The sequence below is a fragment of the Streptomyces lancefieldiae genome (genome assembly GCF_031845825.1).
GTDB lineage: Bacteria > Actinomycetota > Actinomycetes > Streptomycetales > Streptomycetaceae > Streptomyces > Streptomyces lancefieldiae.
On record NZ_JAVRFH010000093.1, the window covers coordinates 1 to 12,969 of the forward strand.

Annotated in this window: 12 protein-coding genes and 1 pseudogene; 7 read left to right on the plus strand and 6 right to left on the minus strand. The window is 66.7% G+C overall.

Annotation, left to right across the window (positions count from 1 at the left end; genetic code table 11):
• The 4 genes from RM812_RS38730 to RM812_RS38745 form a co-directional block, all read left to right on the plus strand.
• Positions 1-316, plus strand: a 316-nt coding sequence (locus RM812_RS38730) for a thioesterase II family protein (RefSeq protein ID WP_311585120.1), incomplete at its 5' end; no start/stop codon positions are given.
• 57 nt (positions 317-373) lie between these two features.
• The gene (locus RM812_RS38735) at positions 374-1,993 is read left to right on the plus strand and encodes an AMP-binding protein (protein WP_311585123.1); all 1,620 of its coding nucleotides are present in this window, start codon (positions 374-376) and stop codon (positions 1,991-1,993) included.
• Between the two features lie 40 nt (positions 1,994-2,033).
• Positions 2,034-2,321: a phosphopantetheine-binding protein gene (locus RM812_RS38740; protein ID WP_311585126.1), complete on the plus strand. Its 288-nt coding sequence runs from the start codon at positions 2,034-2,036 to the stop codon at positions 2,319-2,321.
• A 53-nt stretch (positions 2,322-2,374) separates the two neighbouring features.
• Positions 2,375-4,354, plus strand: coding sequence for a B12-binding domain-containing radical SAM protein (locus RM812_RS38745; protein WP_311585129.1), 1,980 nt, complete (start codon positions 2,375-2,377; stop codon positions 4,352-4,354).
• Between the two features lie 127 nt (positions 4,355-4,481).
• On the opposite strand, the gene RM812_RS38750 is transcribed toward RM812_RS38745, so the two are convergent.
• From RM812_RS38750 to RM812_RS38765, 4 genes are all read right to left on the minus strand, one after another.
• Entirely contained in the window at positions 4,482-5,243 is a 762-nt protein-coding gene (locus tag RM812_RS38750; protein WP_311585131.1) for an ABC transporter permease, read from the minus strand.
• A complete protein-coding gene (locus RM812_RS38755) occupies positions 5,243-6,055 on the minus strand; it encodes an ABC transporter ATP-binding protein (protein WP_311585134.1) in 813 nt (270 codons plus the stop codon). The genes RM812_RS38750 and RM812_RS38755 overlap by 1 nt, the downstream gene beginning before the upstream one ends.
• A 166-nt stretch (positions 6,056-6,221) precedes the next feature.
• Positions 6,222-6,674 carry an SHOCT-like domain-containing protein gene (locus RM812_RS38760; protein ID WP_311585137.1) on the minus strand — a complete coding sequence of 151 codons (453 nt, stop codon included), beginning with the start codon at positions 6,672-6,674 and terminating at the stop codon, positions 6,222-6,224.
• Between the two features lie 58 nt (positions 6,675-6,732).
• The gene (locus RM812_RS38765) at positions 6,733-6,912 is read right to left on the minus strand and encodes a hypothetical protein (RefSeq protein WP_394816586.1); all 180 of its coding nucleotides are present in this window, start codon (positions 6,910-6,912) and stop codon (positions 6,733-6,735) included.
• A 568-nt stretch (positions 6,913-7,480) separates the two neighbouring features.
• On the opposite strand from RM812_RS38765, the gene RM812_RS38770 reads away from it, so the two are divergent.
• Positions 7,481-8,701 carry an aminotransferase class I/II-fold pyridoxal phosphate-dependent enzyme gene (locus RM812_RS38770; protein ID WP_311585143.1) on the plus strand — a complete coding sequence of 407 codons (1,221 nt, stop codon included), beginning with the start codon at positions 7,481-7,483 and terminating at the stop codon, positions 8,699-8,701.
• A 131-nt stretch (positions 8,702-8,832) separates the two neighbouring features.
• Here the strand turns inward: RM812_RS38770 and RM812_RS38775 are convergent, their stop codons facing one another.
• On the minus strand, positions 8,833-9,732 hold the full coding sequence (locus tag RM812_RS38775; RefSeq protein WP_311585146.1) for an LmbU family transcriptional regulator: 900 nt from the start codon (positions 9,730-9,732) through the stop codon (positions 8,833-8,835).
• A gap of 664 nt (positions 9,733-10,396) precedes the next feature.
• On the opposite strand from RM812_RS38775, the gene RM812_RS38780 reads away from it, so the two are divergent.
• The gene (locus RM812_RS38780; RefSeq protein WP_311585148.1) at positions 10,397-11,176 is read left to right on the plus strand and encodes an AfsR/SARP family transcriptional regulator; all 780 of its coding nucleotides are present in this window, start codon (positions 10,397-10,399) and stop codon (positions 11,174-11,176) included.
• Positions 11,177-11,883: 707 nt separating this feature from the next.
• Positions 11,884-12,648 carry a 4'-phosphopantetheinyl transferase family protein gene (locus tag RM812_RS38785; protein ID WP_311585150.1) on the plus strand — a complete coding sequence of 255 codons (765 nt, stop codon included), beginning with the start codon at positions 11,884-11,886 and terminating at the stop codon, positions 12,646-12,648.
• Here RM812_RS38785 and RM812_RS38790 read toward each other — a convergent pair.
• Positions 12,570-12,969: pseudogene (locus RM812_RS38790) on the minus strand (gfo/Idh/MocA family oxidoreductase); the annotation flags it as partial. The gene RM812_RS38785 and the pseudogene RM812_RS38790 sit on opposite strands and share 79 nt — an antisense overlap.

Consider the following 12,969-nt stretch of genomic DNA (forward strand, 5'->3'; position numbering starts at 1 on the left):
CGCCGCCGTCTTCGCGGATCCCGACCTGCGGGAGATCGTGCTCCCCGCGGTCTGCGCGGACTACCACCTGGTGGACGACTACTCCGGCGGTCACCGGCCTCTGCTCGACTGCCCGGTCTACGGCTACGCCGGCGAGGACGACTCCCAGGTGACCCCGGAACAGATGCGCCGCTGGGCGGAGCTGACCCGCGGTTCCTTCCGGCTCCGGGTGCTGCCCGGCGGGCACTTCTACCTCAGAGCCGAGGAGGCCGCGCTGCTGGCGGATCTGAGGGGCGTACTGGACGACATCAAGTTCCGTACGCAGGCCGCCTCGTGACGCGCGCGATGCCGTGGACTGGCGGTTCCATGAGCGACCTTGGCCCAGGGAAGGCAGATGGCGAGTAACTCGACACCGTTGACGAAGTCCCGCACGTTCTCCTCGCTCTGGGGCGGCCCGGCGGACCCGCCGTGCCTGCTCGAGACGCTGGCCGCGACCGCGGCGGCGCGGCCCGGCCACGTCGCGATCCGCGACCAGGACCGGGACCTGACGTACCGCGAGCTGACCGCATGGACCCGGCGCATCGTCGCTCTCCTGGTGGATCAGGGGGTCAGCCCCGGTGACCGGGTGGCGATCACCGGCGCGCGGAGCGCCGCGATCGTGGCGGCGATGCTCGCCACGGTGCACACCGGCGCCACCTATGTGCCGCTGGACGCCGGTTATCCGGTGAAGCGCCTCGAGCACATGAAGAACGACAGCGGGGCCAGGCTGCTGCTGTACGCCGACCGCGAGCCCGCGTTCGCGGCCGGCACACGGTCCCTGCGGATCCCGCCGGCGCCCGGCCGGGACGCCGTGAGCACGCCCGACGACGCGGTCGTGCCGCGGCACCCGTGCCAGGCGGACCTGCCCGTGTACATCATCTACACCTCCGGGTCCACGGGCCTGCCCAAGGGAGTTGTGCTGCCGCACCGTTGCATCGACAACATGGCGGAGTGGCAGCTGAGCCATTCGGTGCGGCCGGACCTGCGCACCGCCCAGTTCACGCCGCTCAACTTCGACGTGTGGTTCCAGGAGGTCCTTGGCACGCTGGGCGGCGGGGGAACGCTGGTGATCATGCCCGAGTCGCTGCGGCGTGACGCGATCGCCCTGCTCGACTGGCTGGCCGACAACCGGATCGAGCGCCTGTTCCTGCCGTATGTCGCGCTGAACATGCTCACTGCCGCCGCGGCCGCCGCCGAATCGCTCGACCGGCTCGTGCTCCAGGAGGTGAACCTCGGGGGCGAGCAACTCGTCTGCACCCCGGTGGTCCGGGACTTCTTCCGGCGCCTGCCGGGCTGCCGGCTGAACGTCCACTACGGCCAGAGCGAGTCCGCCATGGTCACCGCGCACACGCTGACCGGGCCGTCTGAGGACTGGCCGACGCTGTCACCGATCGGACGCCCGCTGCCGGGCTGCGAGGCGGTCGTCGAACTGGTGGACGAGAACGAGCCGGAGGTGGGGGAACTCCTGGTGGCTGGCCTGCCCCTCTCGACCGGCTATCTCAACCAGCCCGGCCTCAACGCGGCGCGGTATGTCCCGGTGCACCGCACCCGCCACGGCCACAGCCGGGCCTTCCGCACCGGAGACCTGGTGCGCGTCGAGGACGGGGTCATCCACTACGTGGCCCGTGCCGACAACGAGGTGAAGATCCGCGGAGTCCGGGTGAATCCGCTGGAGGTGGACGCCTGCCTGCTCGAGCAGCCGGGCGTCACGGAAGCGGTGTGCGTTCCGATCGAGGTCGCGGAGGGTTCCCGCCAACTGCGGGCCGCCGTCACCGTCAACGACGGGAAGGCCGCCTTTGACCCCGAGCGGGCACTGGCCGCTTTGGCTGAACTGCTGCCCGGGCCGTCGGTGCCCGTCTCCCTCACGGTCCTGCCGAAGCTGCCCCGCACACCAAGCGGCAAGGCGGATCGCAAGGCGGTCGCCCGGACACTGGCGGACATCCATCTGCACGGTCACCGGAAGCCGGGCAGCTGACACAGGGGAGCAACTTGGCATGCGTGGACAGGGACATGAGATGGACGGCGACTTCGAGACGGAGACGGAACGTCGGCTCGCAGGGATCTGGGCCGATGTTCTCAAGCTCGACAAGGTCGCTCGCGACCAGGATTTCTTCGGCCTCGGCGGGGACTCGCTGCTGGCCACCAAGGTGGTGCTTGAGGCCCGCCGTATCTGGAACATCGATTTCACAGTGCGAGTTCTGGTCGACACGCCGGTCCTCGCGGACCTCGCCGAACGCATCGACCTGCGGGTAAGCGAGAGGGCGGGGACGCCTCCGAGGAATTCTGTCACCGGGCAGGGCTGAGCGAATGGGTCGGTACTGAGAGAGCGGTACAGGATTTCTGGCAGGAGGCCGGGATGAGCATCAGGAATATCACGAGAGAAACCGAGGCCGGCACCCAAGGACGCAAGAAGGTGGTCCTGGTCGAGATTCCCACCTACGAGAACATCCTGCCGCTCGCGTCTGGCTACATCCAGGCGTGCGCGCAGGATGACGAAGCAGTGGCGGCGGCCTACAGCTTCGAAATCGTCTCCTCCCCGGTCACCGAGGACCGGCACAAGCTGCTGGAGGAGCTGGCCGGTAAATACGCGGATGTCTACACCTTCAGCTGTTACATCTGGAACATGAAGTTGGTCCGCTGGGTAGTGAAGGAACTCCGGGAACGGCAGCCGGACGCTCATTACCTACTCGGCGGCCCGCAGGTGATGAACCACGCCGCGACCTACCTGGCGGACGCGCCGGAGAACGTCTCCGTGTGCAACGGGGAGGGGGAGCGGACGTCCCTGGCGCTGCTCAAGCAGCTCATGAGCCCGGAGCCCGACCTGAGTCAGGTCCCCGGACTCAGCTTCTGGTCCGGCGGGGAGCTGGTCACCACGGAACGGGCGCCGCGCATCAACAACCTGATGGAGATCCCCTCCCCCTTCCTCAAGGGCGTCTTCGACGGCTACGAGTTCAGCATGGGGATCCTGGAGACGAACCGCGGATGCCCCTTCCGCTGCACCTTCTGCTACTGGGGGGCGCACACCAACTCGAAGGTGGTCAAGTTCGAGGAGGAGCGGATCCGGGAGGAGCTGAACTGGATCAGCGACAATGGGCTCTCCGGTCTCTTCATCGCCGACGCGAACTGGGGACAGTCGCCCCGCGACGTGGAGATGACCAAGCACATCGTGGAGCGCAGCAAGGAAACCGGCTACCCGTTGGTCGTGTACATGGCGGCTGCGAAGAACAGGCCGGAGCGCATGTCGGAGATCACCGAAATCTTCGTGCGCGGGGGCCTCATGGTGACCCAGCCCATCTCACTGCAGACGCTGTCGCCCAAGTCCCTCGACCTCGTGGACCGGGCCAACATCCGCGAGGATACCTTCGTCGAGCTGCAGCGCACACTCAGGGAGAAGCGGATCAGCTCCTACGTGGAACTGATCTGGCCCCTCCCGGGGGAGACCTTCGAGTCGTTCAAGGAGGGGCTGACGAAGCTGTGCCGGTCCTATGCCGACACCGTCATCGTCTACCCACAGCTGCTCCTGAACAACACGCCCATGTATGACCAGCGGGAGCTCTACGGCCTGACGACGGAACACGTACCGAGCGACGTGTCCGAGGCAGAGGTCGTGGTCGCCACGAACTGGGTGTCGAAAGACGAGTGCCGCGAAGGATACTGGCTATACAACGCGATGCACACGATCTACAACATGCGTGGCCTGTTTTTGCTCTCCGGTTACCTCGACACGGCCGGCATCGTCTCCTACGGCGACCTGTTCGCCGATGTTGCGCGCTACTTCCGAGGCCGCACGGACTCCGACGTGCTCCAGCTCTTCACCAAGTCGCTGGCCGACCTGACCAACTACGATGTACTGCTCAGCGGGAAGATCGGACACATGATCCTCAGCACTCATCGTGAGGAGTTCGACATGGTGCTGGCCGACTACGTCACGTCCCAGGAGTGGTGGTCGGACCCGATGGCCCGGCAGGCCTTCGAGATGGACCTGATCGCACGGCCCTACATCTACCGCGAAGTGGTACGTGTGCCGGACTACGAGTTCTCGGAGATCACCGTGCACGGCCTGGCCGACCCCGAGAGCTTCGTCGTGGAGGTCTCCGCGGAACTGGCCCGGCTGCTGACGGAGCGCGAGGTCCTCGACGCCGACGCGTGGGGGGAAGCCGAGTCGGGACGGGTGACACTGCGGATCAACCACCACGCCCGGCAGAAGATGCCGTACATGCCGCAGCGGAGCCTCGAACACAATGCGAACTACTGCCACGGCACCGTGCTGCGCTTCCGTGAGATCCTGCCCTTCGTTGAGGTGCACACGCTCGAAGCCGTGTCGGCCGACCGCTGACCGGGCCAGGCGTCCACGCAGCGTCGTGCGCCTGACAAAAGGCCGAGCCTCGGTCCGCGGGGGGAAACGGACCGAGGCTCGGCCGGTACAGTGCCGCACGCTCAGGGAACGGGCGGGGTGCCAGGTGTCAGGAGATCTTCCGGCGGTAGGTGTTCACAGCGAGGACGTAGGCGACGACGAGGATGCCGACACACCAGGCGAGGGCGGTCCAGACGTCGTTGCCAACGGGCTGCTCCGTGAGCAGGCTGCGGACGGTGTCGACGATGGAGGTCACCGGCTGGTGTTCGGCGAAGGCGCGTACTGGGCCGGGCATGGTGTCGGTGGGCACGAACGCCGAGCTGATGAAGGGCAGGAAGATGAGCGGGAAGGAGAAGGCGCTCGCGCCGTCGCCGGTCTTCGCGGAAAGGCCCGGGATGACGGCAATCCAGGTCAGGGTCAGTGTGAACAGCAGCAGAAGGCCGGTGACCCCGAGCCACGCCCCCACCCCGGCTCCCGAGCGGAAGCCCATGAGAAGGGCGACTAGCACGACGACCACGAGCGAGATCACGTTGGCGACCAGCGAGGTCAGCACGTGCGCCCACAGGACCGACGATCGTGCGATCGGCAGCGACTGGAGCCGCTCGAAAATGCCGCTCTGCATATCGAGGAAGAGTCGGAACGCGGTGTACGAGATGCCCGAGGCGATCGTGATGAGCAGGATGCCGGGCAGCATGTAGTTGACGTACTTCTCCTCGCCGGAGCGGATCGCGCCGCCGAACACGTAGACGAAGAGCAGCATCATCGCGATTGGCATGAGCGAGGTCGTGATGATGGTGTCGGGGCTTCTCGCGATGTGGCGCAGGGAGCGGCCCAGCAGGACGGTGGAGTCGCCGAAGAATCGCTTGGCCATCACTGTTCCTTGTTTGTCGTGCCGACGCTGGAGACCTTGGCGGCGTCGTTCTTGCCGTTGTTGATGACAGCGAAGAAGACGTCCTCGAGGGTGGGCTGCTTCTCGACGTATTCGACCTTGGCGGGCGGGAGCAGCTGCCTGAGCTCGGCGAGGGTGCCGTTCACGATGATCCGGCCCTCGTGGAGGATCGATATCCGGTCGGCAAGCTGTTCGGCCTCTTCCAGGTACTGCGTGGTGAGCAGAACCGTCGTGCCGCGCTTGGCGAGTTGCTTGACGCCCTCCCACACCTCGATACGGGCCTCGGGGTCCAGCCCGGTCGTCGGTTCGTCAAGGAAGATGACTGGTGGATCCCCCATGAGGCTCATCGCGATGTCCAGGCGCCGGCGCATGCCGCCCGAGTAGGTCGACACCCTGCGCGAGCCCGTGTCGGTCAGCGAAAAACGCTCGAGCAACTCGTCCGCGATCTTCTCCGGGGCGTCCAGTCGCCTCAACCGGGCGACCAGGATCAGGTTCTCCCGTCCGCTGAGGATTTCGTCCACGGCGGCGAACTGCCCCGTCAGGCTGATGGACTCCCGCACGTCAGCAGCCTGGGTGGAAACGTCGAAGCCGTTGACGCGGGCCGTCCCCGCGTCGGCCTTGAGCAGGGTGGACAGAATTTTCACGACCGTGGTCTTGCCCGCCCCGTTGGAGCCCAGCAGGGCGAAGATGCTGCCCCGCTCGACCTCAAAATCCACGCCGCGCAGTACCGTCAGGTCCTTGTAGGACTTCTCCAGGCCCTCCACATGGATGGCCGGGGGTTGTTGTGCTGGCATCAGATGTTCCTTGCCTCTCTCCTCGTACCTTCTGCGGTGGCGCGCTCGAGGGCGCACCCGATGGTGTGGTTTGGCCGCTCGCGACTGATCCGCTCTGTGGCCAGGTCCGGCCGATGCCTTTCGTTTGAGCCTGTTCGAGCTGTTCCGTGGCCGGGGCGCGGCCGGGTCACTCGCAGAACACCTGTACCTGGGTGTCGGGGTCGTCAATGTCGATGGTGACCTCGGCGAGCTGCTCGACGAGGTCCTCGATGTGCTGAGGGTTGAGCTCGCTGAGGTCGATCGGCACTCCTGACCTGCTCAGCGCTGCGCTGACCGGGGCGAGCGCCTGCGGAGGGATAAGGGTTGAGAGCCGCACCCCGGCGCGCAGCAGTTGCAGGGGGATCCGGACGTTGACGCGGGTGGGGCCGTCGTCCTCGGCCTTCTCGGCCGAGTTCACCACCACGCGCAGGTACTTGAACCGTGATTTCGGCGCCGGCCCCGTCCGCGGCGACGTCTCGGACTGTTCCGGTTCGAGGGCGTCGATCAGCGCCTCAGCCTCCGCTGCGGTGATCTTGCCCTCGGCCAGCAACTGCAGGATCTGCTGGCGTTGTTCTTCCATCGTTTCCTTCTCCTGACTCATCGGACGCCGACGGCGGCAGTCGTCCGGCCTTGCTCGGGCCCGAACCGGGCCGGGAGGCTCACCGGGTTCTTCCCAGCTCGGACAGCGCCTCCTGGGCGTTCATCCGTCCCCGCCGCAACTGGTCGACGATGGCTGCCCTGGTGGGTCCCGGGTCCGTCTCCACGAACTCGAGCTGCTCGGCGATGCGGTTCAGCCGGGTCTTGACCGTCGGGTAGCTCACTTCGAAAAATCGCTCCATCTCCTTGATCGAATCGTGCGAGCGTACGAACGCGGCAATGAACACCTCGCCGTCGAAGCTGAGTTGAGCAGCTGCGGCGGCTCGAACCGGGCCTCGACCACGACGCCACCACCAGCCAGGCGGATCCGCTCGACCGTGAACGGCCGCCCTCGTGTCAGTTCTGTCAGCGCATGCCAGTCCATCCGGGCCTCCCTGCTCCCGATGGCGTGCCCGCCGTGATGATTTGTACCTTGAGTTTATCGAGACGTCAACTCAGAAAGATTGAATTTTCGCATCTCAACTTCAAACATCTTCAATATCGACTCCGTGGGTGATGCCTGTCGTCCGGGAACGTCCCGTCGACGGGACGGGGGCCCCACCCCTGCCTTGCCGCCGCCGTTGTCTTGACCAGGCGTTCCCTCCTCCGCGAGCGTGTGGACGCGTTCGCGTCGAGGACGCCGAGGGCTACCGGTCCGGGCGGCCCGACCGGGGATCGGCGGGCCGCGGCAGGGGCAGGAGAGGACGCCATACTGTGGAGCTATCCCGATCCGGAACCAAAATGGCCAGTCTGTCGGGACTTCGGCTGATCATGGATGACATCGCAACCACCATCGGCTCCGCGACCGGGAAGGAGTGGCTCAATCTCGGCATAGGGAACCCGGCGTCCATCCCCGAGGTTCAGGACACCTGGCAGCGGCTGACGTCCGGTGCGCTGGCCGCCTCGTTCGGCGATGTCAGTTGCCGGTACGGATCGTCCCGAGGGCTGCCGGAACTCGTCGACACGATCGTTGACTACTTCAGAGGGCGGTACGGCTGGGACGTGGGGCCGCGCAACGTCGTGGTGGGGCCCGGCAGCCAGATGCTCTGCTTCATCGCCGCGGCGCTCTTCACCGGGCCGGGCGCGAGCCGTGACACCAGGCTGGTCCTGCCGATGACACCGGACTACACCGGCTACCAGGGTTTGTCCCTGACGCCGGGTGGGATCACGGGAGTCGAGCCCCACGTGCGGATTCAGGGGGCCCGGTCGTTCCGCTATCTGTTCGACCTGGCCACCCTGGAGGGGCTGACGGACGTCGGCCTGATGCTGCTGTCCAGTCCGAGCAATCCGGCCGGTCGCAGTGCGTCGCGTGGCGAGCTCCAGCGCCTGGTCTCGGCCGCTCAGGGCCACGACGTGCCGCTCGTGGTCGACAACGCGTACGGCGCTCCGTTCCCCGGCATCGGACCGTCCGCGGCACCGGTGTGGGACGAGCGGGTCGTCAACGTCTTCTCCGTCTCGAAGGCCGGACTTCCCGGGGAGCGTCTGGGCTTCGCGGTCGGCGATGAGCAGTACATCGAACCGATCGTCTCCTTCATGGCCAACTCGGCCTTGCACGCCCCGCAGTTGGTCCAATCGACGTTGGCTCACGCGTTGCGCTCGGACGCGCTCGACACCCTGGTGGAGACGGTCATCGGCCCCTTCTACGCAGAGCGCAGGAAGTTCGTCGAGTCCCTGCTGGCGGAGGCCCTGCCGCAAGACATCGCCTGGCGCCTGCACGCCGCTGAGGGGGGCATGTTCTGCTGGGTCTGGGTGGACGAGGAGTGGTTCGATGACCTGCGCCTATACGAGACACTCAAGGGCCGGGGCGTCTTCGTGGTGCCGGGGAGGTACTTCTTCACCGACATCGAGCACAGCCGGGGCCTCGGCCGTCACCCCAGGCAGTGCTTCCGCATCAGCATGACCCCCGACCCGGACACCATCGCCGCCGGCGTCGAGGTGATCGCGGCAACGCTGGGCGACCTGTGCGTGGGAAGGGCCCGGCCGCCCCGCTGACCGTCGGGTGCGGGCCGGTCTACTGCTCCTCGGGCGTGTGCCCGAGCGGGCGTGCTCGCCAGCCCGGATGGCGGCTGCCACGGCGTTCCGCGGGGGCGGCGGCCGGGGCGGTTGGGCGGGGCCGGCGGATCCTAGTGAACCGGGCGGACCTCGCGGTGAACCCGGTCGTGCCCGGCTCGACCCGTACCACGGACGGTCGCTTGCAGTTGGTGTGGTCGAGGATCGTCGTCTGTGTCCTTCGGCCGGGCCGGGCCGGGTCGGGCCTGATCCTCGGCGAGACCGCCGCCGGACAGTTGCTCCTCGTGAAGCGCCTCGGCAGGTGCCTGGTCGACCGCCTCCAGAAGGATTTGGGCCGCCCATGTCTCCAGCTTGAGGCCGGCTCTGCTCGCCGCGGCTCGGCAGAACTCGAGACAGTCCGCAGAGATCGGCAGTTTGAGCGAGACTGTGTCCTCGGGGGAAGGAACGGCGGCTTCCCTGGTATTCCGTTTCTTGTCGATCTCACGATCGGTCTGGTTCGTGTCGCCGTCCAGGTCGTCGCTGGCGGAGCGTTCCCTCAGACTTGCTTTCACCTCACGGCGTAAACGCTTCGCGGACCATTCGTGTGCCTCTGCTTTGCGCAGCCAGAAGTCCTGCTCGGGTTCTGCGAGGGCCGCGACCTCGGCGTGATGGGTGAAACTGAGCCTGTCCCGCCGACGAGACATGGGGAAACGGCGCGCCACCCATGCATGGTTCCGTAATGTTTGGTAATCTAACGCCGTCAGTTGGATCGCGTCCTGGTATCTTCCGTTGAAAGTTGCTTCCCCGTACACGAGCCAGTCTCCCAGACACCATGCGGAGGCGGAGATTACGTTGGAGAGGTAGTTTCCGATTCCGAGCCATTTATCGAACTCCATGCGTTTCGGAAGCGTCAGACCTCTCCTTGTGACAAGGGTTGAGGTACCGAAGGTCGGGATTGAGTTCGCTTCACGCTTCGCCAGGTTTGAAGATGTCGGTTTTTTGCCATGGGAGCGAGTGGTGGGGTCCCCCGTCATGGGTCTCCTTAGGTGGAAACATGCGTCACGTGCCCCGGGAAGTCGAATGGTGGGAAATCTAACACGCTCCTCTGTGATCGAACAGATGCCTTACTTGTTCGTCGGCGAGGGCTGTTGCGCGTGCATTGACCAGGTAGTATGGGAGATTGCGCTATAACAACGTGCCGCCGACGGGCCGACCGCGCGGAGCTCCACGTTGAATACGCTGTCCCACCAGGTTGTCCCAGTGGTCCGCGTGCCGCGCCGGCAGACGGGCGGGGCGGAATCGGGGTTGACGGGGGCGATGTGCCGCCGTGCGTTCCCTGGTGTAATGTCGCCGATCCGTCCTGATTCAGGCGTGATGCAACTGGTGGGGGACACGACCGGTTTTTCTGCCTCTGCCCCTGCGGGAGTCGGTCCGCACGCTGCCGTCCGCCGGCCCGAACCGCGGCGCGTGTGAGTCCGTGGCTGTGCGGAAAGGTGCGTGACCTGGTGGGAGATGGCGGCCCGGGTACTCGGTCACGATATACACGGGTGCACCGTGGGCTGTTTCCCGGTGGTCGACCTTCATGATCTGGTGGGAGACGTCCGTCGCGGGTACGGTGACGGACGTCCTAGCGGAGGTTGGCGGACACCAACCGGGATAATCCGAGCCGTCAGGTGCGGTTGAGCCGGGGGTTCATTCGTGCGATACGAGATCATGGGACCAGTGCGCGTAATTCACGAAGAAGATCAGGTGAATATTAATGCACAAAAAGTCGCCACTCTGCTCGCTGTTCTTCTCGTGCGATCCAATCAAGTAGTGACCGTGGATCAACTGATCACGGAGATTTGGGGAGATGAGCCCCCGCGTCGCGTCACTGCGGCACTTCACGTCTATGTCTCGCAAATACGCAAGTTCCTCAAGCGCTCCGGCCGGGAAGACGGACCGGTTCTCACCAGACCGCACGGATACATGCTGTGCCTCGGCTCGGACGTCCTTGATCTCCGTATCTTCGACGAACTTGTAGGAGAAGGCAGAGAGGGTTTCCGTTCACGGAATTTCGAGGCTGCCACGCGAAGTTTCGAGGAGGCGCTAGGCCTGTGCCGGGGGCCGCTGCTCGGCGGCGCGTGCCGGGGGCCGATTCTTTACGGCTACCAGACCTGGTTCAACGAGGTCAGGCTGGAGTGCATGGAGATGCTGATAGACGCGCGGCTGGCTCTCGGCAGGCACCGCGAACTCGTCAGTGACCTGTACCGGTTGGGGACGGAGCACCCGCTGCGGGAGACGTTTCACCGTCAGCTGATGCTGGCGCTGCACCGCAGTGACCGGCAGGCAGACGCGTTGCAGGTCTACCAGCGCGCCCGTCGCACGCTCAACGACGAGCTGGGACTGGAGCCCGGTCGGGCGCTCCAGGAGATGCAGCACGCCATCCTCACCGCGGACCACCGGCTGGTGCTGCCCGATTGCGCCCCCCAGCTCTGAGACGACATGGGACCTCGACATGAACACCGTGAGCGCGTGGCGGCAGCCGGACCCCTCCGGCGAGGCACGCCTGTTAGCGGTGAGCGGCCTTCACTCCTCCGTCGGTTAGAACGGACTTATGCAGCCCGCTACCAGCGGCTGGCCGAGAGGTGCTGGCAGGCCAGCGTGATCACCCCCGAGGACCCCTATCCCGTCTGGCGCGGTCCGGGCGGCCCGCTGCGCCTCGCGCCGCTGTTCGTGCTGTACGACTACTCCTTCCTCCCTGAAGGAGTAGTCGATCCCGCTCGGGCCTGCGCCGCCGTCCTCGCCACCGACGTCTACTTCGTCGACGAGTACCTGCGCCATCCCGGCGTCGAGGCATGGTGCGCCGCACGGGTGGCCGCGAGCGAGCGGCGTTTCGCCGAGGCGACGGCCGGCCGTGCCGCTGGTCAATCACTTTCCCCTGGTCCAGACGCCGAACAGGATCCTGCGCCACCAGCACCTGTCCCTGTGGTGCGGAACGGTGCGGACAGCCGACCGGCTCTGCCGTTTAGACGTCGCACAGGTCGTCTAAGGGCCCCTGCACATTCCCTGTATCACCTGGCACGACGGTGTCCCGCACCACGAGGTCTCCGTCGGATACCCACGGGAGCGGCGCCGCAGTGGTCACCCCCATGGCCTGCTGCGCCGCATCGCCTCGCGCGACTTCTCCCGTTCGGGAGTGACCGGTGATCGAGAGCCTGCTGCCGTCCGGTGTCCACTGGGCCGAGGCGTTCGGTGATCTTCCGGAAGCCACCCTTCTCCCGGAGGAGGAGGTGCTCGTGGAGAACGCTGTGCCGCGTCGCCGCCGTGAGTGTGTGACGGTGCGCCACCTGGCGCGACAGGCACTGGGGCGGATGGGTCACGCACCGGTCCCGTTGCTGCGCGGAGAACAAGGGGCTCCGCTGTGGCCGAAGGGCGTGATCGGCAGCATCACGCACTGCGAGGGCTACCGGGCGGTCGTCGTCGCGGAACGGGCCCGGCTGTGGTCCGTCGGCATCGACGCCGAGCCCCACGCTCCGCTGCCCGACGACGTCCTGGACGTTATCTCCCTCCCACCGGAGCGCGACCACCTCGCCGAACTGCAGCGTAGGAAACCCCGGATCAGCTGGGACTGTCTCCTCTTCTCCGCGAAGGAGGCGGTGTACAAGACTTGGTTCCCGCTCACCAGGACCTGGCTGGAGTTCAAGGAGGCGCGGCTCGTCTTCCATCCGCAGGAGGCGAGCTTCAGCGCGGTGGTCCTCCCGGCCGGTCGCGACGCAGCCCGCGCCGCTGGGGTCCCCGGGGCGTACGTCCCCCGCGGGTTCACCGGGCGATGGGCCGTCGAGGCGGGATTCGCAGTCACCGCCGTCGCGGCCACTGCCCACGGGCCGGCTCAGGACGGCCCCGCCGGGGCCGGGGTCGATGCGGCGATGTCCGCCAGGAGTTCTGCCTGGCGCAGGCACACCGCCTGATCCGGGACTGTGCCCGTGCGGGCGGCGGCGGCGAACGCCCTGAGCGCACCGGACACCTGGTCACACGGAGGCAGGGCCCTCTCCAGGACACCGGCGCCCTGCTCGACGTGCAGGACCGGGCTGTGATCGGCGGGCGGAGTGAAGGCACGGTCGACGGTGACCCGGCCGCGGCTGCCGACGATCTCGTACCGCGACCGGTAGCCGTGGTCGATGCCGAAGGTCAGCTGGGCGGTGATCCCGCGCGGGGTGCGCAACAGGGCGCAGCCCGCGGTGTCGACGCGCAGCCCGGGGCTGCCGGCGCGGGCGGCACCGACCACGGAC

Bases quoted from the DNA above. Each gene is read 5' to 3' on its own strand.
- RM812_RS38765 (WP_394816586.1), bottom strand. From the start codon at position 6,912: ATGGAGCGATTTTTCGAAGTGAGCTACCCGACGGTCAAGACCCGGCTG.
- RM812_RS38750 (WP_311585131.1), bottom strand. From the start codon at position 5,243: ATGGCCAAGCGATTCTTCGGCGACTCCACCGTCCTGCTGGGCCGCTCC.
- RM812_RS38745 (WP_311585129.1), top strand. From the start codon at position 2,375: ATGAGCATCAGGAATATCACGAGAGAAACCGAGGCCGGCACCCAAGGA.
- RM812_RS38770 (WP_311585143.1), top strand. From the start codon at position 7,481: ATGGATGACATCGCAACCACCATCGGCTCCGCGACCGGGAAGGAGTGG.
- RM812_RS38740 (WP_311585126.1), top strand. From the start codon at position 2,034: ATGGACGGCGACTTCGAGACGGAGACGGAACGTCGGCTCGCAGGGATC.
- RM812_RS38755 (WP_311585134.1), bottom strand. From the start codon at position 6,055: ATGCCAGCACAACAACCCCCGGCCATCCATGTGGAGGGCCTGGAGAAG.
- RM812_RS38760 (WP_311585137.1), bottom strand. From the start codon at position 6,674: ATGAGTCAGGAGAAGGAAACGATGGAAGAACAACGCCAGCAGATCCTG.
- RM812_RS38735 (WP_311585123.1), top strand. From the start codon at position 374: ATGGCGAGTAACTCGACACCGTTGACGAAGTCCCGCACGTTCTCCTCG.
- RM812_RS38775 (WP_311585146.1), bottom strand. From the start codon at position 9,732: ATGACGGGGGACCCCACCACTCGCTCCCATGGCAAAAAACCGACATCT.